This window comes from Oceanibaculum nanhaiense (assembly GCF_002148795.1).
Lineage (GTDB): Bacteria > Pseudomonadota > Alphaproteobacteria > Oceanibaculales > Oceanibaculaceae > Oceanibaculum > Oceanibaculum nanhaiense.
The window spans coordinates 77,717-97,687 of record NZ_MPOB01000010.1; the positions used below are offsets into that span (position 1 = coordinate 77,717).

At 63.6% G+C, this 19,971-nt stretch carries 18 protein-coding genes and 1 pseudogene; 9 read left to right on the forward strand and 10 right to left on the reverse strand.

The features are described 5' to 3' along the window. Positions 1-16: 16 nt before the first annotated feature. The 3 genes from BKM74_RS15690 (at position 17) to BKM74_RS15700 (ending at position 6,475) form a co-directional block, all read left to right on the forward strand. Complete coding sequence (locus BKM74_RS15690; protein WP_217895507.1) at positions 17-4,273, forward strand: strawberry notch family protein; 4,257 nt, start codon at positions 17-19, stop codon at positions 4,271-4,273. A gap of 3 nt (positions 4,274-4,276) precedes the next feature. Next, the gene (locus BKM74_RS15695; protein WP_086466648.1) at positions 4,277-5,290 is read left to right on the forward strand and encodes a DUF7146 domain-containing protein; all 1,014 of its coding nucleotides are present in this window, start codon (positions 4,277-4,279) and stop codon (positions 5,288-5,290) included. A gap of 237 nt (positions 5,291-5,527) precedes the next feature. After that, complete coding sequence (locus BKM74_RS15700; protein ID WP_086466649.1) at positions 5,528-6,475, forward strand: DUF2493 domain-containing protein; 948 nt, start codon at positions 5,528-5,530, stop codon at positions 6,473-6,475. Positions 6,476-6,556: 81 nt separating this feature from the next. Here the strand turns inward: BKM74_RS15700 and BKM74_RS15705 are convergent, their stop codons facing one another. Both BKM74_RS15705 and BKM74_RS15710 read right to left on the reverse strand, forming a co-directional pair. Continuing rightward, positions 6,557-7,873: a hypothetical protein gene (locus tag BKM74_RS15705; RefSeq protein ID WP_086466650.1), complete on the reverse strand. Its 1,317-nt coding sequence runs from the start codon at positions 7,871-7,873 to the stop codon at positions 6,557-6,559. 55 nt (positions 7,874-7,928) lie between these two features. Continuing rightward, complete coding sequence (locus BKM74_RS15710; RefSeq protein WP_140056106.1) at positions 7,929-8,462, reverse strand: DUF6650 family protein; 534 nt, start codon at positions 8,460-8,462, stop codon at positions 7,929-7,931. Between the two features lie 986 nt (positions 8,463-9,448). Here BKM74_RS15710 and BKM74_RS15715 point away from each other — a divergent pair. The 6 genes from BKM74_RS15715 to rlxS all read left to right on the forward strand — a co-directional run bounded on the left by BKM74_RS15715 (position 9,449) and on the right by rlxS (position 14,230). Next, positions 9,449-9,787, forward strand: a complete 339-nt coding sequence (locus BKM74_RS15715) for a DUF736 domain-containing protein (RefSeq protein ID WP_086466684.1) — start codon at positions 9,449-9,451, stop codon at positions 9,785-9,787. A gap of 333 nt (positions 9,788-10,120) precedes the next feature. After that, positions 10,121-10,333: a hypothetical protein gene (locus BKM74_RS15720; RefSeq protein WP_086466652.1), complete on the forward strand. Its 213-nt coding sequence runs from the start codon at positions 10,121-10,123 to the stop codon at positions 10,331-10,333. Between the two features lie 164 nt (positions 10,334-10,497). Beyond that, on the forward strand, positions 10,498-10,737 hold the full coding sequence (locus BKM74_RS15725; RefSeq protein WP_086466653.1) for a helix-turn-helix transcriptional regulator: 240 nt from the start codon (positions 10,498-10,500) through the stop codon (positions 10,735-10,737). Then, entirely contained in the window at positions 10,734-11,237 is a 504-nt protein-coding gene (locus BKM74_RS15730; RefSeq protein WP_086466654.1) for a S26 family signal peptidase, read from the forward strand. Before BKM74_RS15725 ends, BKM74_RS15730 begins: the two co-directional genes overlap by 4 nt. Beyond that, the gene (locus BKM74_RS15735; RefSeq protein ID WP_086466655.1) at positions 11,225-11,872 is read left to right on the forward strand and encodes a lytic transglycosylase domain-containing protein; all 648 of its coding nucleotides are present in this window, start codon (positions 11,225-11,227) and stop codon (positions 11,870-11,872) included. The genes BKM74_RS15730 and BKM74_RS15735 overlap by 13 nt, the downstream gene beginning before the upstream one ends. A gap of 366 nt (positions 11,873-12,238) precedes the next feature. Further along, a complete protein-coding gene (gene rlxS / locus BKM74_RS15740) occupies positions 12,239-14,230 on the forward strand; it encodes a relaxase/mobilization nuclease RlxS (protein ID WP_217895508.1) in 1,992 nt (663 codons plus the stop codon). 396 nt (positions 14,231-14,626) lie between these two features. Here rlxS and BKM74_RS18590 read toward each other — a convergent pair whose 3' ends face one another. The 8 genes and pseudogenes from BKM74_RS18590 to BKM74_RS15785 all read right to left on the reverse strand — a co-directional run bounded on the left by BKM74_RS18590 (position 14,627) and on the right by BKM74_RS15785 (position 19,944). Continuing rightward, a complete protein-coding gene (locus BKM74_RS18590; protein ID WP_140056107.1) occupies positions 14,627-15,184 on the reverse strand; it encodes a hypothetical protein in 558 nt (185 codons plus the stop codon). 133 nt (positions 15,185-15,317) lie between these two features. Beyond that, positions 15,318-15,620: pseudogene (locus BKM74_RS15755) on the reverse strand (IS481 family transposase); the annotation flags it as partial. A 183-nt stretch (positions 15,621-15,803) separates the two neighbouring features. Beyond that, positions 15,804-16,748, reverse strand: a complete 945-nt coding sequence (locus tag BKM74_RS15760; protein ID WP_086466659.1) for a zinc metalloprotease HtpX — start codon at positions 16,746-16,748, stop codon at positions 15,804-15,806. A gap of 9 nt (positions 16,749-16,757) precedes the next feature. Further along, positions 16,758-17,876, reverse strand: coding sequence for a S1C family serine protease (locus BKM74_RS15765; RefSeq protein ID WP_086466660.1), 1,119 nt, complete (start codon positions 17,874-17,876; stop codon positions 16,758-16,760). Beyond that, positions 17,873-18,364 carry a phosphate-starvation-inducible PsiE family protein gene (locus tag BKM74_RS15770; protein WP_086466661.1) on the reverse strand — a complete coding sequence of 164 codons (492 nt, stop codon included), beginning with the start codon at positions 18,362-18,364 and terminating at the stop codon, positions 17,873-17,875. The genes BKM74_RS15765 and BKM74_RS15770 overlap by 4 nt, the downstream gene beginning before the upstream one ends. A gap of 115 nt (positions 18,365-18,479) precedes the next feature. Further along, positions 18,480-18,971 carry an Hsp20/alpha crystallin family protein gene (locus tag BKM74_RS15775; RefSeq protein ID WP_086466662.1) on the reverse strand — a complete coding sequence of 164 codons (492 nt, stop codon included), beginning with the start codon at positions 18,969-18,971 and terminating at the stop codon, positions 18,480-18,482. Between the two features lie 20 nt (positions 18,972-18,991). Beyond that, on the reverse strand, positions 18,992-19,390 hold the full coding sequence (locus BKM74_RS15780) for an Hsp20/alpha crystallin family protein (RefSeq protein WP_028713488.1): 399 nt from the start codon (positions 19,388-19,390) through the stop codon (positions 18,992-18,994). A 14-nt stretch (positions 19,391-19,404) separates the two neighbouring features. After that, positions 19,405-19,944: an Hsp20/alpha crystallin family protein gene (locus BKM74_RS15785; protein WP_245825964.1), complete on the reverse strand. Its 540-nt coding sequence runs from the start codon at positions 19,942-19,944 to the stop codon at positions 19,405-19,407. Positions 19,945-19,971 lie beyond the last annotated feature (27 nt).

Here is a 19,971-nt window from a genome sequence, read left to right on the forward strand (position 1 = left end):
ATCCCGGAGCAATCTCATGAACCTTATGACGCCAGCGGCGGCGGTGACGGCCGCCGCACCCATCCGTGCGCCCGAAGAAGAGGTCGCCTGCATCCTCAAGGCGGCGGAGCGCATTCTCATCGGTCTCGAACGCGGCTTTCTCATCGACGCCCGCTTCCTGCGGCAGGCGATGGAGGAGGCGTTCGGCGGTTCGGACGCCGAGGGCTTCTGGACCTGGAAGGTCGCATACGAAGCTTGCGAAGCCGCGCAGGTGCTGTTCCTGCGCAAGTATGGCAGAGCGATGCGGGAGAAGGCGTGCTCGCCCGCCGCACAACTCGCCATGCTGTCCCGCATTGCCGGACTTCTTCCCACCCACACCCGCCGCAGCGAGGAATCCGAAGCATTCCAACAATTCAGCACGCCACTGCCACTGGCGTATGTGGCGAGCCTGGCCGCCGGCATCACATCCGCCGACGTCGTGCTGGAGCCGTCGGCCGGCACGGGGTTTCTCGCCGTCTTCGCCGAGATCTCCGGCGCGCGGCTGGCGCTCAACGAGATCGCCGATACGCGGGCGGCGCTTTTGCGGCGGCTGTTCCCGGACAGCCTGGTTACCACGCATGACGCCGCCAGCATCGATGACCGACTGGTAGACGATATCGCGCCGTCGGTCGTTCTCATGAACCCGCCCTTCTCGGCAGCGGTGAATGTGCAGGGCCGGGTGGCGGAGGCCGATTTCCATCACGTGCGCTCGGCGTTGGCGCGGCTGCCCGAGGGCGGTCGCCTGGTCGCCATCACCGGGCACAATTTCCCCGTCGATAAGCTGAACAGCGCGGTGCGCTTCACCTGCGTCGTGGACGGCTCCGTCTATTACAAGCACGGCACCACCTTCGACACGCGCCTCACCGTCATCGACAAGTCGCTTGAAACGGCTTCGCCGCCGGTATTGCCGCGCGCGGAGAACGCCGCCGACTTGCTCGCCCGCCTCATCGAACATCTGCCGCCTCGCTTGGAGGTGAACGGCGTGATCGGGCTCGGGACAGCGGCGAAACCCGCTGTTGCGCGCAAGGTCGCGCCAATCGCGCGCAGGCCGCAGCCCATCATTTCTGCGGTGCCCGATGCTGTCGAGCTCACCTATGAGCCCATCGAATGGAAGCCGGCCGAAGGCGCCGACCTGACCGACGCGCTCTACGAGGGCTACGCCCTGCAATCGATCCATATCCCGGGCGCCAAGCCACATCCGACGAAGCTGGTGCAGTCAGCTGCCATGGCCTCGGTGGCGCCGCCGCACCCTTCCTATCGGCCGCATCTTCCGGTGCATATAATAAAGAGTAGCGTTCTCTCCGACGCTCAGCTTGAGAGCGTCATCTACGCCGGCGATGTGCATTGCGGGCATCTCGTGGGATCGTGGACGGTCGATGAGACCTTCGACAATATCCATGCCGCTCCAGAAGGCGCCGCGAATGCCGTGCGCTTCCGCCGCGGTTGGTTCCTGGGCGACGGCACCGGCTGCGGCAAGGGCCGGCAGGTCGCCGGCATCATCCTCGACAACTGGATCAAGGGCCGCCGCAAGGCGGTGTGGATCTCCAAGTCCGACAAGCTGATCGAGGACGCGCAGCGCGACTGGTCGGCGCTGGGCATGGAGCAGCTGCTCGTCCAGCCCCTGTCGCGCTTCAAGCAGGGCACGCCGGTCCGGCTGTCGGAGGGGGTGCTGTTCGTGACCTACGCCACTCTGCGCAACGAGCCGCGCCTGCGCCAGGTCATCGACTGGCTGGGAGGCGGCTTCGATGGTGTGATCGTTTTCGACGAAGCCCATGCCATGGCCAACGCGGCCGGTAGCAAGGGTGAGCGCGGCGACCAACTTCCCTCCCAGCAGGGCCGCGCCGGCCTGCGCCTGCAGCGCGCCTTGCCGGATGCCCGTATCGTCTATGTCTCCGCCACCGGCGCCACGGACGTGCGCAACCTCGCCTATGCCGAGCGGCTGGGCCTGTGGGGCGGCGAGGATTTCCCTTTCGCCAACCGGGCCGAGTTTATCCAGGCCGTCGAGGCGGGCGGGGTCGCTGCCATGGAAGTTCTGGCCCGCGACCTGAAGGCGCTCGGCCTCTACACCGCACGGTCGCTGTCCTATGAGGGCGTTGAGGTCGAGATCGTCGAGCACAATCTCACCCCGGCGCAGGTGGAAATCTACGACGCCTATGCTGAAGCGTTCCAGGTGATCCACTCCAACCTGAACGCCGCCCTCGAAGCCTCGAACGTCACCGGCGAGCGGAAAACCCTCAACGGCCAGGCGAAGTCCGCCGCGCTGTCGGTGTTCGAGGGCGCCAAGCAGCGCTTCTTCGCCGCGCTGCTTTCGGGGTTGAAGACCGCCACGCTCATCAAGTCCATTGAGGCGGATATGGCGGCGGGACACGCCGCCATCGTGCAACTGGTCTCTACCGGTGAGGCGATCCTCGATCGCCGTCTGTCCGAGATTCCAGCCGAGGAATGGGCGGACCTGAACGTCGATCTGTCGCCGCGCGACGTGATCCTCACCTATCTGCAACACGCCTTTCCGACGCAGCTTTATGAACCGTACACGGACGAAGACGGCAATCTGCGTTCGCGGCCCGCATTCGATCCCGAGGGCAACCCGATCCAGTGCCGCGAGGCCGTTGCGGCGCGTGACCGGATGATCGAGCGCCTCGCCTCGCTCGATCCCGTGCCCGGCGCGCTCGACCAGATCATGCAGCAATTCGGGACAGACAAGGTCGCCGAAGTGACCGGTCGCTCGCGGCGGATCGTGCGCAAGGGCGATCGGCTGTGCGTCGAAAACCGTCCGCCCTCGGCCAATCTCGCCGAGACGCAAGCTTTCATGGATGACGAGAAGCGCATCCTTATCTTCTCGGACGCCGGCGGGACCGGCCGTTCCTACCATGCCGACCGGGGCGCGAAAAATCAGCGCCTGCGCGTCCATTACCTGCTCGAAGCGGGATGGAAGGCCGACACTGCCATCCAGGGACTCGGCCGTTCCAACCGCACCAATCAGGCGCAGCCGCCGCTGTTCCGCCCCATCGCCACGGATGTGAAGGCGGAGAAGCGCTTTCTTTCGACGATTGCCCGCCGCCTCGACACGCTCGGCGCCATCACGCGCGGCCAGCGTCAGACCGGCGGCCAAGGCCTGTTCCGCGCCGAGGACAATCTCGAAGGCGATCAGGCCCGCGCGGCGCTCAGGCAGTTCTATTGCTGGCTGGCGCAGGGCGCCATTCAGGGCTGTTCGTTGACTCAGTTCGAGGAAATGACCGGCCTGACGCTGACCTTCGATGGCGGCAACATGAAGGAGGATTTGCCGCCGATCACGACGTTCCTCAACCGGCTGCTGGCGCTGCCCATCGCCATGCAGAACACGCTGTTCGCGGCGTTCGAGGAGATTTTGAACGCCCGCATCGAGGCGGCGATTGCAGCGGGCGTCCATGATGTCGGGCTAGAGACGATCCGCGCCGAAAGCCTCACCGTCACCGACCGGCGCACGGTCTGGCGGCACGACAGCGGCGCCGAGACGCGACTATTCACGATTGAGCGGCGCGATCGCAACCGCCCCATGGGGGTGGAGGAGGCGATCACCATCGAAGGCGGGCGATTGCTCGTCAATGAGCGTTCCGGCCGCGCCGCCGTCAAGACATCCGCGCCGAGCCTGATGCTCGATGACGGCAGCGTGGAACGCCGCGTCCGGCTGTTGCGCCCCATGCAGCGCGACACGATGAGCGTCGATGACTTCGCCGCCACGCACTGGAAGGAAGCGGAGAGGGAAGAATTTATCGCCGCATGGGAAAGGGAGATCGCCGGAATCCCGGAATTCTCGATGAGCACGTTCCACCTCGTTACCGGCCTGCTGCTGCCGATCTGGCGGCGTCTTCCGGAGAGCAACGCCCGCGTTTACCGGCTGCAAACCGACGATGGCGAACGCATCATCGGCCGGATGCTGACGCCCATCGAGGTGGAAGCGTTCTGCCGCAATATCGGCATGGAGGCGCCGAAGCTCTCCGCCGGGGACGCCTGGGGCCTGATCAGCGAAGGCAAGGTCACGGCCCACCTCGCTGACGGTCTCGTGCTCCGCCGCGTGCGCGTGATGAACGAGCACCGCGTCGAACTCACCGGCTTCACCTCCGGCATGGTCGATGCCCTGAAGGCGCGCGGCCTGTTCGGCGAGATCATCTCCTGGAAGCTGCGGTTGTTCGTGCCCGTGGGCGAATCCGGCAAAGCGATCTTCGAGAGCCTCGCCGACCGTTGGCCGCTCACCGAAATCGTGGATCGGGGGTGACATATGTCCCGCGCCGCCGATCTGGCGCGCCGTCTCGGTGAACAGGCCGAGGCGGTGTGCCGCTATTACCTGCCGAACGGCCGCCGCCAGGGCCGATACTGGATCTGCGGCGATGTCATGGGAACGCCGGGGCGGAGCCTCTATGTCCGCCTTTCCGGCGAACGCAAGGGCAAGTTTTGCGATGCCGCTGATGGAACGCATGGCGATCTTCTCGACCTGATCGCCCTCAATCGCGGCCTCGACTTCCGCGCCGCGCTCGATGAGGCGCGGGGATTCCTCAGCCTGCCGGTTCTGCCGATCCGCCAGGTCGAGCCGTCCGCGCCGTCCGGCTCTTCCGAAGCTGCGCGGCGGCTCTTCGCCGCGTCGAAACCGATCCGAGGCACGCTGGCGGCACGCTACCTCCGAAGCCGCGGCATCATTCTACCTGCGGACGTTGCCGCTCTGCGCTTCCATCCGCGCTGCTTTCATCGCGGGCTTGCGGGGCGCGAGATATGGCCGGCGCTCATCGCCGCCGTCACCGATCTCGATGGCGGCATCACTGGCGTGCATCGAACTTGGCTCGATCCTGGCGGCGGCAAGGCGCCCCTCGATCAGCCCCGTCGCGCTATGGGGCATCTCGCCGGAAACGCGGTCCGGCTCGGCGTTGCCTCCGACGTCTTGACGGCGGCCGAAGGCATCGAAACGGCGCTGGCGCTCAAGACCGTGATGCCCTCCATGCCAGTGGCGGCCGCACTCTCCGCCGCCCACCTCGCTGCCCTGGTGTTCCCGCCCACGCTGCGCCGTCTCTATGTCGCGCGCGACAATGACGGGGCCGGGCGCCTTGCGGTGGAACGATTGCGCAACCGCTCCAGAGCCCACGATATCGACATCCGCGCGCTCGCCCCGAGGACGGAGGATTTCAACGCCGATCTCCTCACCCTCGGCCCGGACCGGCTCAGGGCATGGCTCGCCGAGCAGCTCGTCCCGGACGATGTTCAGCGTTTCCTGATCGCGGATGAGCAGAGGCGATGCGTGTGAAGTTCGTCAGCGCCGGACGGGGAAGGGCGAACATCGGGACCGCCTCCCGGTTCGGCAAGGGCCGCGCCACGGCCTTTCCAAGAGAGGGATCTGCCAGCGCCGGTCGGCTTTGCAACGGCCTGACGGCCGTCCTCCACTCCGTTGCGGCCCTGCGGGTGCAAAGCCGCCCCTTGGCGCTGGCCGGCGATCCCCGGAAAGGCCGCAACGGGCGCGGCCTCGGAACCGGGAGACAGACCCATGCTGCACGATCTCTTCACCGACGACACCTTCGAACCCCATCACGCGGCATCGCCAACCGCCCATGTCCTCGACGAAATGGCGCTTCACGGTACCCGTCCTGGCCCGGACGATCCGGAGCGCCTGTCCGTGCCCGAAGCCGACCGTGCCGAGCAGGAGATCGAGACCGCCGCAGCCGCCCTCATTGCCCTCATGGCCGATACGGCGCTCGATGACGATCTCGATGACGTCCTCTGGGGCTTCGCCAATCTCTTCCACCGCCGCATCGGCTGGCTCGACCGCTTGCTCGATGACAACGAGATGACGCAGCGGCGCTTGGCAAGCGAGCAGGACGGCTCGGAGGTCAAATCGGTCGAACTCGAGCGCCTGATTGCCCGCGGCGAGGCATTGCTCGAACGCCGCGCCGCCTTCGAGAACCTCCGCGACCTTGCCGCCACTCAATTCGAATCCGCGACCGGTTCCGCCTGGCGGCCCCGCACTGGCTCGATGACGAACCGGCGGACGATGACGGCAACCATGATCGACAGCCGCGACTTCATCGCCGCCAAGCGCCGGGCCGAGATCGAGCCGCTGCTGCCCACCGGTCCGCGCATCGCGTTCACCGGCGGCGTCGACTGCAACGATCACGCCCGCATCTGGGAGGCCCTCGACAAGGCCCGCGCCAAGCATCCCGATATGGTGCTCATCCATGGCGGATCACCGAAAGGCGCCGAAAAGATCGCCGCCTGCTGGGCCGACAATCGCGGCGTGGCGCAGATCGTCTTCAAGCCCGATTGGACCCGCCATCGGAACGCAGCCCCCTTCAAGCGCAACGACCAAATGCTCGAAGCGCTCCCCATCGGCGTCATCGCCTTCCCCGGCTCGGGAATCTCGCAGAACCTCGCCGACAAGGCGCGGAAGATGGGGATCGCGGTGTGGCGGTTCGACAAGGGCGAGGGTGGCGCGTGACGCGCCGCCCCATTTCTCATGCAAGTCTTTGTCCCTTGAATGCCCGCGCCGACAGGTCTGCTCCTGCGGGCCGAATCCAGCTCAGTCGCTCCGCATTCCTTCCTCCGGAGACCAGGTTCTATGTCCGACTATTCGCCGTGGTGGTGGGCTGCTCAGCAATGCCAGACCATCCCGATATAGAGCGTAGGCGTATTCAGATTCGGGCGAGACATCGCTCCCTTCGCCTCGATCCATGGCGAAACCAGAGGGCTCGATACGTGGGAGTTCGAGGACTGCGGGCATGTTCTCTCGCCCGCTGCGGATGATGGCGCTTAGAGAGTTCAGAAACCGTTCAGCAGACTTTTCCTCCATGACGAACCATCCCGCAAAGCCATCGCCGCTTCGTCGCAGCATGCGCCTCCGCGGGAAACGCGGCCACCATCTCGGATGAAACCAGAGGTCTTCCAGCCAGTGGGGATAGTCGTGGAATGGCCAGAGGGGTTCCGCGCTGGCGAGAAAAGTTCGACCCGCGTAGGGAATTGTCAGGAAGCTCAGCGGTAGAGCGACATCGGGGCGCTCCCCTCCAGCGCGAACCCAATCGATCCAAGCCACAATGCTCGGCGCATCCATAAGAGAAAAATTGGCGCGATGCGTCGCGAGCGCGAGCGAGGTCGGCGCCGACTCCGGGCTCAAACCCGAGGTCGATTCCGTGGGAGGCGACTGCTTGCCACGCGGCTTGGAAATGCGCGTCTCGGCAGCATGTAGAAAGGCGCCCGCTGATCCTGGTCTTGAGCCGAACGCAATCGAGTAGCCGTGAATGACCTTACCGTGGGGTGATTCTGCCGCCAGATGGGGCTTCACCTGCTTGCTGTACTTGCGCTTTGCCTGTCCGGTGATAGTCGCGGCCGAGACGTTGGCGGCGAACGATCCACGCGCTTCCGCCAGCACCACGCCGTGGTCGGCAACCGCACCGTCCCCGTAAATGAAGTCGGCATGCGGGGCGAGCGTGCTCGAAAGGCAAGCAGCATTGTCGCGCCATGTATAGCCGAGCGCATTCATGAGCAAATCGGTGACGCCGGCGCCGATGCGCCCGGCGAAGGCGGTACGTTCCGCATCGGCCAGCGAGTTGATGTGTTGCGTGAGCGCGAATGCGGCGCCGTCTTCAATCAGCCATTCCACTTCAGTCAGGGCGCTGTCTCCCCACCGCGACAGCATTTCCGGCGGTGCATCCCGCAGCGTTGCCGTTCTTGCGATCGATGCCGCAAGAGCCGTCGGGCCGAAGGTCAGGGTCTTGCACATGTCGGGGGCATTGAAGCCCACGGAAATCGGGCTTGGGTTATTCCGATGGCGCGTGTGTCCGGTGATGCCGACCGATTTTTCGGATCGCCAGACCGCAGCGGAGGTCAAGACATCGCTCATGAGATGCTTCCGGCCGACAGCTTGCCCCGTCCGCTCCGCGTCTGTCGCAGCACCTTCATGATGCATCGTCTGCCGAAGGTAGGATCGATGCGAGTTCGCCCTCGATATCGATGCCATATTGATAGGCAAGCGCGGCGACATGAGTGCCAAATGTCGCCCGCAGTTCACCAAGAGCGACGAAAAATGGCGGGCTGCCTTCTTCGTCGCCGAAACGCCCTCGGCCATACCAGGGCGGCAGGTTGCGGAAATCCGGATGCGGCTCCTCGAGGAACTTTCGACAGGCGGCTCGCATAGCCCGGACGGACCCGGCGGCACGAGCGGTCTCAGGCAGTGCCTGCAATGTCTGTGTCAGCAGTTCGCGCATCTGCAGCACCGAAGCGGTCACTTGTGAGACGACTTCGAGATGGTATGGGACGAAGAGAACGCGCCGGTCTTCCAGCGCGGTCAGCAACCCCCGGATAATCTCTCGTTCGTCAGCGGGAGGCGTCCACTGAACGCCAAAAAATGGCAGCGAGAACCCGGTTAATCGATGGGCCAGCGATTTCGCCGCTATCTTTCCCTTCTTCGTGATGTCACCCGATTTGCTCACGCCCAAATCCCCAATTGTTCGACGGATCTACAATAACCCAAGATGGAATCTACCATCGTTTGTGAAATTTGCGGCACATCAAACCAGCCGAGGGCATCAGAGAAACCTTTGTCGCGGCAACCGTAATAGGGTGAGAAGGGTGCCGGAAGATGTGGCGCCCGCGCGGGGACAAGCCCCGCGCGCCGGGCTCTCGTGAACCGAACCGCCTTCGGCGTTTCGGCCTTCGGCTTCGATCCCTGGCGCGAACGCCCGCTCCGCGGGCGGGTGGCGGTCCAACGACAGGCCAAGACGCGGCCCGCCGGACGCGATGGTGACGAGGCCTGGAGGGGAGAATGCGGCGTTGGCCATGGCTCCCGAGTGCAGGTTGGAATGCCATCCTTCCTGTATCTCCGGCTGCGATGGGCGTGCGTATGAGGCCGAAATGTGCGCGGCACGCAGGCGGTCGGATGGGTCTCGCTGCCTGCGGCTACGGTGGCGCAGCCGCGCCAGTTTCATCGGCGCAGCGATGCCGTCAACGGCGCGGAGCGGGGAGCTTTGGACATGCCCGGAACGCGGTCGAAGTCTGAAGAGTTGGCGGTTTTCGTGTCGTTGTAACCCCGGCCAAGCCGTTGTCCGATGCGGTGAACTCGGTGGCGGGAAAGGCCATGGCGCTCCTTCGCCAACTGTTCATCGAGGCAGTCACCATCCCTGCATGTCTCTCATCGCGTAAATCCCGCGCCGGTCCGTTCAACCCGCCGTCCGGGCAAATTTCCCCTGCCGCGAAAAGTGCTCCGCTGACGCTGCGCCCCTTCGGGTGACGGCGAAGCCGTCAACTTTTCCCGGCATTCCTCGCGTCCGCTTCGCTCCAAATTTTCCCTCCCGGCGGGTCCTCCACTTCGTTCCGGCCCTCCGCTTACGCTGCGGGTGAACCGGCCCGCCTATGCGGTCTTTCCGCTGGAGCCATCGCAGGGATGGTCCCTGCGACGAACAGCGAAAGGATCATCACCATGGCCATCACCCTCGGCACGTTCACCAAGCAGAACGACGGCAGCTTCACCGGGACCCTCAAGACCCTCAACGTCACCGCCAACCTCGTCATCGTCCCCGTGGACAAGATGTCCGAAAACGCCCCCGACTATCGCGTCTATGCCGGTAACGGCCAGCGCTACGAGGTCGGCGCCGGTTGGAGCCAGGTCGCCAAGTCGAGCGGTGAGACCTACCTGAACCTCAAGATCGCCGCGCCGGAATTCGGCCCCAACTGGGTGCGCGCCCGCCTCGTCAAGCTGGAGACGCCGATGGAGGACAGCACCTCGCACCTCGCCCTGTGGGAGCCGCGCGAGCGCTGATCCCGCCCACTCCCGAAGGCCCCGCCGGAGCACATCCGGCGGGGCCTATCTTCGTGCATTCCGCCGCGCCCGACCGCCGCAATCCAAGCGGTGTCGGCGCTGGTCGCGCCGACGGGCTTTCCGTCTCGATCTTCCCATTCTGCCATCCGGCGTAACGAGCCTGTAAAGGATCGCGGGCACCCTCCAAAATACTCCGTTCCGCTGGCGCTCCACTCCGCATTTTGGCTCCTCCCGCGCCCGCTTCGCGGCGGCTTCGCCGTCCTTGACAGGCTCTATCCGGATGACCGGGGACCCCGTTCTCGACGGGAGAACGGCTCAATCAAGGAGGTTCCCATGTCCATCCAGATCAATTTCACCCACGACATCCGCGTTGAGTATCGCGGCCATTTCTACGCTGAGGACGAGCTGCGCGAGAGCATCTGGCTCGTCAATATGGAGCTGCGCAACGGCCTGCCGCAGCGCGAGCGCATCGAGGCCAAGCGGCAGATCGCGGAAATGGAAGCAGCGCTCAAGGCGCTTGTGACGGCCGAGAGAGCGGGGCGTTGAGCCCCGCTTTTCGCGGCGTTTTCGAGCCGGACGCCGCTTTCCTGTTCCTCATTGCCGAAGGGGGATCGTTTTCGGCACCCCCCGTTTTCCGATCCTGAGCAAGCGCGCTCCCCGCCGACATCCTTCGCCCATTCGCGTCGAACTTCGCCGAAAGGAGGCAAAGGATGATCGATCACACATCGAGAGCGGCCGAAGCCCGCAAAGGCTCGCCGTTCCTCTCCACGCGGGAGGCCGCATTCTATCTCGGCCTCTCCTTCCGCACCCTTGAAAAGATGCGCCTGACAGGCAACGGCCCGCGCTTCCGCAAGCATGGCCGCTTTGTCCGCTACCACATCGCCGACCTCGATTCCTGGTCGGAAGGACGGCGGCATTCCTCCACATCTGATGAGGGAGAACGCGGATGAAAAGGCCCGCTTTTCTTCCTCTCGCCGCCACGCTTGCGGGCATCGCGCTCGTAGGCTTCTCCGCCATCGCGCATCCCCAGCCACACGTTGTCTGGAACGCTTCCGCCAGCGCGCCGATCGGTCTTTATCGCGTCATCGCCGGCGCGCCAGAACGCGGCGACTTCGTCCTCGTCCGCCTCCCGAAGTCCATTGAAAAGCTGGCCGCTATTCGCGGCTATCTGCCCGCCGGCGTGCCGCTCATCAAGCGCATTGCCGCCGTCGCCGGCGATGATGTTTGCGCCTTCGACGGGGCCATCATCGTCAATGGCGAAATCGTTGCCCGCCAGCGCAAGGTGGATCGGGCAGGACGTTCCCTGCCGCGCTGGAATGAATGCCGGGAACTTGTCCAGGGCGAATTCTTCCTCCTGACGAAAGCCCCGGACTCCTTCGACAGCCGCTATTTCGGGCCGGAGACGAGCGCCCGCGTGATCGGGAGGCTCGCCGCGCTATGGATCGACTGAGCCCCCTTATCTTCGCGGCGGCTGTTATCGTCACGCCCGCCGAGGCCGCCGCTGTCGACCAGTTTCAGGGGCACATTGTCGAAGCGTCGCAGCGTTTCGGCATTCCCGTCAGATGGATCGAGGTGGTCATCATGGCCGAGAGCAGCGGCGACCCGAAGGCCGTCTCACCCAAGGGCGCCATGGGCCTGATGCAGCTCATGCCGGACACATGGGCGGAGTTGCGCGATCAGCATGATCTCGGCGCCGATCCCTTCGATCCGCGCACGAATATCCTCGCCGGAACCGCCTATCTCAAGGCCATGCAGCACCGGTTCGGCTATCCGGCGCTCTTCGCCGCCTACAACGCCGGACCGGGCCGCTACGCGGACCATCTGCGGACCGGAAAACCGCTTCCCGCCGAGACCCGCGACTATGTCGCGCGCATCGTAGAGATGCTCGCGGACGCGGGCGGATTCGCTCTGCACGCAACGACTACCCCGCCGACCGGCACGCGGAGTCCCGATCAAATCGCCTCCGGTCATCGGCTCTTTTTCTCGCTCTCGCCGACGAAAAACGAGGCCGCAAATGACGAAAATTCCGTCCCGAATGGTGAGCTTTTCGTACCGCTTTCGACGCGAAAGTCGGATGAAAAATGAGGCGAGAAATACAGCGCCAGAGTCCGCTTCCCCATGCGCTCCTCGCTCCTTCCTTCGCCCGGCGGCGCGGCTTCGCCGCCGTCGGGCTTTCTCGCCACCAGTCGATGTGATCGCAGATGATCGCGGATGGTCGTAAAGAGGCTGAGGGGAGCCGCGTAAGGCAAGATGAAGCTCCGGCACCATCTGCGGTGTCGCGCATCGTAAGCCTTTGTCTGCACATCGATGTTCCCGTGGGCGGATGGTGCTATGCACCTCCGGGGTGGTGCCATGGGGGTCGCAACTCCCCGGTTTTCCTGGGGTCGTTTGGCACCAATTTCCAGAGGCCAGTTTCGCTACCATTTTATGGGGATTGATGAGGAGCGGACCGTGTTCGACGACGACGATTTCAAACCCAAGCTCGGCAAGATCCGCTCGCGCGGCTCGAAGGGCGGCCGCAAATTCCTGCATCAGGTTTTGGCTGCATCAAACCTCGCGCGCGGCGGAGCGGGCGGCACACGCAAGTCCCGCTTCACCGGCAGCCGCATCGGGCGCGGCGCAGGCGTCGGGCGCGTGCTGGCGAACCGAGACCGTTACGCAGCCTTCCGCCAGCGCCGCGTCATCATCAAATCCCGCATCGCCAAGCTGGCCGGCAAGGGGATGGCCAAGGGAATGGAAAGCGCGCGAGCGCATCTGCGCTATATCCAGCGCGACGGCGTGACCCGCGAGGGCGAGCCGGGTGAGCTTTACGGCGCCGAGCAGGACCGGGCGGACGGAAAAGCCTTCCTGGAGCGTTCCGAGGGCGACCGCCATCAGTTCCGCTTCATCGTCTCGGCCGAGGACGGCGCGGAATACGACGACCTCAAGCCGCTCACCCGCCGCCTGATGAACCGCATGGAGGAAGATCTCGGTACCAAGCTCGATTGGGTGGCGGTCGATCATTACAACACCGGCCATCCGCACACGCATATCCTGGTGCGTGGCCGCGACGAGCGCGGCAAGGACCTCATCATCGCCCGCGATTACATCACCACCGGCATGCGCGAGCGCGCCGCGGAGATCGTCAGCCTGGATTTCGGGCCGCGCTCGGATTTCGAGATCGAGAACCGGCTGCGCCGCGAGATCGAGCAGGAGCGCCTGACCAGCATCGATCGCCGCCTCATCCGTGACATGGACGATGCTGGTCTCGTCGCCGCGACTGACCGCGACGCCTTCCAGCAGAGCCTGCGCGTGGGCCGGCTGCAGAAGCTGAAGCGGCTCGGCTTGGCCGAGGAACTTCGCCCCGGCCAGTGGCGGCTGGAAGTGGGGCTGGAGGATACGCTCCGCCGCATGGGCGAGCGCGGCGACATCATCAAGACCATGCACCGCGAAACGGCCGGGCAAAACATCGCCCGCAGCCCCGGCGATTACGTCATCCTCGACCTAGGAGACCCGACCGCGAGCCCCGTCATCGGGCGCGTGGTGGCGCGCGGGCTATCCGACGAACTCAAAGATCGCCATTATCTGATCGTCGACGGGGTAGATGGGCGGACCCATTACGTCGACATCGGCAGGGGCGAGGCGACCGAGCCGACACCGGACGGCAATATCGTCCGTGTGACGCCGAAGAACATCGAGCCTCGGCGCGTGGATCGAACCGTCGCTGAGGTCGCCGCTGCCAACGACGGGCGCTACACCATCGACCTGCACCTCAAGCACGATCCCCGCGCCACAGAGGATTACGCCGAGACCCATGTGCGGCGGCTCGAAGCCATCCGCCGCGCCACCGGTGGCGTTGCCCGTGAGCCCGACGGGACCTGGATCGTCGAGCCCGACCATCTCGACCGGGTGGTGGAATACGAGCGGAGCATGGCTCGCGCAGCGCCGGTCATCGTCGAGAAGCTTTCCCATCTCACGCTCGACCGGCAGGTGGGCACCGACGGCGCCACCTGGCTCGACCGCGAGCTCGTCTCGGATCATCCGGAGCCCACCCGCGACTCCGGTTTCGGCCGGGAGGTGCGCGAGGCCCAGGCCCGCCGCCGGCAATGGCTGATCGCCGAGGGCCTCGCTCACGAGGAACAGAATCGGATCGTCTATCGTGCCAACATGCTTGCCGTTTTGCGCCGGCGCGAGCTCACTCGCGTGGCCGGTCAGCTCTCCGAGGAGTTGGGCCTTGCCTATGTCGAAGCCCGCCCCGGCGAGCCGGTGGAGGGGACGCTCCGCCGTTCCGTCCAACTCGCCAGCGGCAAATATGCGCTCGTCGAGAACAGCCGCGAATTCACCCTCGTCCCATGGCGCCCCATCCTCGAACGCCATGTCGGCAAGCAGGTCTCCGGCATCATGCGCGACGACGGCATCTCCTGGACAATTGGAAGGCAGAGGGGTGGGCCGAACATAACGTAGTCATTCGTGGGGAAAGACCCGTCGGCAGGGGGCTTCAATTGACAATCGCGGTGTTGATCAAACGACGGCGCGACCTTCCGCTAAGCGCTGCAAAGCATGCGTTTCGCCAGAAATGTCCAGAGCAACCCCGCCAGAATCAACCGATAGATCACGAAATGAGTAAAGCTGGCGCGCTAGAGCCAAGCCATCAGCCCGGCAATCGCAGCAAGTGCACTTGCAAACGCAAGCATCCCGGCAAGCACTGCGTCGCCCTGAAGCGCGACGTCCCCGGGCCGAGCGAGGTCATAACCTCCAAGAAGGCCCGCCGCGGTGGTGGTGCGGATAGAGAGCGGTAACGAAAAGTGTGCCGTGTCAACGGCGTCGCTTGTCCACCGTTGGGGGACAGTGGACGAGCGGCTAGTGTTCCCGGACAGACGCAGGAAGCTCACGATCGGCCCAATGCGGGATCGACCGATCTTGCTTTGGACGACGCGGAGGAGGAAGTATCCCCACCGCATGCTCAGCTTTGGCCAGCTTTTCGAATTGGTCGGGGGGTATCGCCGACCGCAATCCCTCGACGGCGGTCTTCAGAGCTTGGGCCTTTTCACCTCGTTCGATCGCTTGATCGGCCGCCAGTGTCGCAATCAACGGTACCGGCTGCGTACCGCCACCTGGCGGATGATCATTTGCTGTGGGTGGCCGCGTATCATCTTCCGGTCGTGGGCTAGCCGAGCGAGGGCGGAAAACGGGAGGCTCGAGGAAGTCGATTAACGCTTTTTTCGCAGACGGACCGTGTTCGACTTGCGCGAAGACCTGCCGATCGTGAAGCGCCGCGTCAGCATCGGCAATCGATCGTACGATCGGCCGCTCCCTATCAAGTGAATGAGAGTTGAGAGCTTTCGATAGCGAAGGGGAGACCGTCGACACCAAAACTGTTGTCGACAAGAGCGCTAGGGTTTTGAGATTGTTCCTCATGCAAACTTCCTTCCATACCGCAGGCTACGGTCATGAAATTAGGAGGCTCGTGTATCTGGGGTTCATCCCTACGGTGCCGAAAAGTTTCCAAAGGAAGAAATTTTGTAAACGAACGTTGCTCGGAAGACCATTACGAGGAACGCGTCAAATCCGGGATGGTCGGCTGCAGCGCATTGAGGCAATCATCCAGTGGCAGCATCGTGTGGCGTCGGAAGGCGACAATCACCGCTTCCTCTTCCACCGACAGGACCGTCGAACGTGGTTCTGCCGGTCCCGTCCGGCGGTCGCTGACCGTATCACGGTTCTTCCACTTGGCGGCCATCTTCTGGTTAATCCCGTAGCGCTTGGCCAGCGTTTTCAGGCTCGCTTGACTATTCTGTATTGCTCGACGAACCGCCTCTGTCGTCGTGGCGCTGCCGTGAAGAAACTGTCCCATAGTGCATCCTTCCATTCCTGGGAAAACAATGCACCATCAAAGCCCGGGATCAAACACCAAGACCTGCCGCAAGAAGTTTTCAGGCGAGCCAAAATTCGATTGAAACTTCTGGCTGGTTTCGCGCTTGAAAGATACCGCAATCTCGTCAGGAGCAAACTTTGGTGGTAAAATGCCAAGCGCGTTCTACCAATAAAATCCATATCGACGGAATTTGGGCGGCAAGAACGAGGGTAGCCGTGGTTTATAAGACATGCCCGCAATTGTCGGATACTGCGGTGTTGCCAAGGCGGTGAGTTCACGCAGCCTGGCGATCCGACTTTCTGTGCTTGGATGCGTTCGCAAGAGAGACGGCTCGGGAATGCGCCGGCCGGGAAGAAAAATTTCTTCCCAGAACCTTCCGACACGACGTTCGAGTTTGCTCAGCGCTCTCATGAGACCCTCCGGGTCGCCAGTCAGCTCTGCCGCCGCGCGATCTGCGTCATACTCGCGGGTGCGCGACAGGCCGAGCTGCACGAGCGCCATCAAGGTGGGCGCGAAGATGAGAAGCGCCACGATATGCCACGGAACATAGACCGCGCCCGCGAAAATAAGAGGTAGGTTGAGGAGCAGCAGGAATTGTCCAAGCCAACTCGCGATGGAAACCAACCGTGACATCATATCTGCCAATCCCATGATCCACAGGTCGCGGTTCGCGATGTGGCCAACTTCGTGAGCCAGGACGCCGACGAGTTCGCGACCGTCGAGGAGTTGAAGCAGTCCATCGGTGACGCAGATTGTACTGTCTTCCGGACTGCCCATCGCGAAGGCGTTCGGCAACGGGCTCGATACGCGATAGAGCTTCGGCGCGCGCGGCAAATCGGCACGTCGCGCAAGTTCCGCTATTCCTGCGACAAGGCCGGGCGCATCACGTCCCGTTATGCGCTCCGCCTGATATGCGGACAGCAAGAAGTCTTGCGGCAGATTGGGGGCAAAAATCAGACCCGCAACCATTCCGAAGGCAAGCAGCAGCCCGACCTCCGCGCCGACGACCGCTGTCATGGACACCCAGGCGATCATCGCCATAAGGCCAAGCAAGAGCGCGGATTGGACGAGATTGATAAATCGATGCCTCGTCGAGACAGCAGGCATTTCCGGCTCCTATCGCGGTTCGCCAAGTGTGATCCTGAGGCTCTTGTGTTGATCGCCGCGCCGGAGGTGCAATTCAACCTGATCCCCGGGGCGATGCGCTTCGAGCGCCGCGATCAGGTCAGCCGCTTCATCAACTCTAGTCGCTCCAAGGCCGATTATCCGGTCGCCGGCTACAATGAACCCATCGCCGCTAATGCGGGCGGGGACCAGTCCCGCGCGGGCAGCGGGGCCGTCAGGATCGACTCCGAGGACCATGACGCCGGAGGTGCCCTTCTGCGCGAGCATTGAATCGACCCTAGGATCGAATAAAACGCCGAGACGTGGCGGTGCATAGCTGCCGCGAGCGATGAGCTGTGGCACCACCCGATTGACCGTATCGACGGGCACCGCAAAGCCGATTCCCGCGCTGCCGCCGGATGGACTGAAAATCGCCGTGTTGACGCCGATCAGACGCCCCGCGCTGTCAATCAGAGGGCCACCGGAATTTCCGGGGTTAATTGCTGCGTCCGTCTGGATCAGGCCACGTATCGGGAGACTGCCTTCTCCCGGCAATTCGCGGCCGAGAGCCGAGACAATTCCGGTCGTCATCGTCCAGTCCAAGCCAAACGGATTGCCGATGGCGAACACGCTCTGACCGACACGCAACTCGTTGCTGGTGCCGATGGGGATTGGCGGTGGCCGGTCAGAACCTACGCCGATATGCAGGACTGCCAGATCGTGCTCGGGGGCACGCCCCACCAGGCGCGCGGAGAAGGCACGGCCATCAGCCAGCCTGACGACTGCCCGGCTCGCGCCGGCGATAACATGATTGTTCGTCACCACATGACCGAGTTCGTCCCAGACGAATCCTGAACCGTTCCCGCGCGGAACGTCATAGGCATTCCGGGTCCAGGGATCGACTACACGCTCGGCCGTCGTGATGAAGACGACACTGTCTCGAGCGGCGTTGAATACCGTGATGGTGCTTTGTTCAAACGCCGCCAGGTCGCCGCGCGGAGCCACGGCGCGCGGTTCGGCAAACCGACCGAGCACAACGCCCTGAATGATAGGAAAGCTCTGCCACACAATTATGATAAGGAGCGCGGCAGAGGTTGCTGAAACAAGTCGAATGAAAAAGGTTCGGTTCATTGACCGCCATCTGCATTTTCAGTAGGGGGCTGTTCGCGTCGGTCCTGATCGCGCACGAGCCAATGGACAACCCCGAGCGCAAGCGCCGCGCCCGCGAGTGCGGCAATCTTGGATGATTCCGTCTCGCCGAGGTCCAGGATGATGAATTTGCGCGCGATGGCGAGGAGCGCGATCAGCACGATCGTGCGGACCTGGAGGATCCCGAAGCTGCGTTCGGTCGCAACAAGAAGGGAGCGCTTGAACTCGAGCGCGATCACCACGGTGAAGATCATGCCGAACACCACCTGAAAGGTGGCGTAATCGAGAGTGTCGAATGCCCCCAGAACCAGGCGGTTCACGACTTCGCGCATCAGCGCCCAGACCGACGCCACGACGATCGCCGCAATGATGACGCTGAGGACGAAGATGACAACTTGCTCGAACTTCTCGTAGAGCGTCATCGCCGACCATTGTTCACGGGTCAGCCCGGATCGTTGCAAGTCTTTCATGATTGCCTCTCGAAGGCCGCCCCGGAGAGACAAGCTCCCCGGGGCTTCTCCAGACGGTGCGATATCGCACGGAGCGGAGGGGACGCCGCAAACCGGCGACACCCAATGTGGCAAATCAGCCGTTCTTGACCTCGATGCGCTTGACCTTCGCCTGCGCCTCGGGAGTTTGGGGCAGCTTGATCGTCAGAACCCCGTTCTTGAAGGATGCCTGCGCCTTTTCGCCATCCACACCGGGAGGGAGCGGAATTGTCCGGTAGATCGCGCCGTAGCTGCGCTCGGACAGGTAATACCCCTTTTTCTCCTCCTGGCGCTCGATCTTCTTCTCCCCCTTCACAGTCAACATGTCATCGTTGACCGTCACCTCGATGTCCTTCATCTCCATGCCCGGCAGCTCGATCGATACTTCGATCGCCTTGTCGGTCTCGACCACGTCGGATTTCGCTTCGCCGCTGCCAAAGGGCCATTCGAAATGACCGACACGGTTCCAGAAGTTCTCGAACACATGGTTCATTTCGCGCTGGAGTGTCGCGATCGGGTTGTCTTCGCTGCTCTTGGCATCTGGCGCGCCGTCCTTGCGCGCCCAGGGAATGAGGTCTTTGATCTGCATGATATGGTCTCCTTCGGTTTTCAGGCGCCCTTGACGGCGATCTTTTTCGGCTGCGCTTCAGGGGCTCGGGGGAGCGTCAAGGTGAGGACACCTCCACGCATCTCGGCTTCGATCCTGTTGGGGTCGAAGTCCTCGGAAAGCGTGAAGGCACGCTCGAAATCGCCCTCGCCATATTCGGCATAGGCAAGTTCGAGGTTTTCCGGCCGCACCGGGTCAACTTTGCCGCGGATCGTCAACACACGATTTTCGAGCGTGATCTCGACCGCATCGGCGGCGACCCCAGGCATTTCAAGCATCATGGAGACACCCTGATCGGTCTCGACGATATCGGTCAACGGGCGGTAGATGCGTCCGCCGCCGGTGGTCTCGGGCGAGTCGGTCGGCGTCTTTTCGGCGGCTTGCGTGATGTCGGTGCTCATCGTTCCAGCTCCTCTCAGGCTGCCTTGATCTCGATTTTCTTCGGCTTTTCTTCCTCGGGCCGGGAGATGACGATCCGCAATACGCCGTTCGTCATCCTCGCCTCGACCTTGTCATCCGAGGCCGCGAACGGCAGGCGGATAGTGCGGGAAAACCTGCCGAAACCGCGTTCGTTGCGGTGCCAGCGCGCACCGTCGGGAACCTCGGGCGCCTTGCGTTCGCCCGAAAGCGTCAGGACGTTGTCCTTAACCGAAATCTCAATGTCGCCCGGTTCGATGCCGGGAAGTTCAGCGGCGATGGCAACGGCCTCAGGGCCTTGCCAGATATTCACCGCCGGGAACGCCGCGCGGGACGGCGGCCAGAAACCGCGGTCGAGATCGCGCATCATGGAGCGCATCAGCGCGAAGGGATCGCTGCGGCGCAGATATGTCGGATAGAGCATTGCTGGCCTCCTGCTGCTGATCGATGCCCCCGAACCGGCGGCATGGTCCGAGCGGGCAACGGTGCCGGCCAGATGTCGGTTCGGAGACCGCCCATCAAGATAGGCGGTTCCCATTTATTATGCAAGCATATATAATGGATG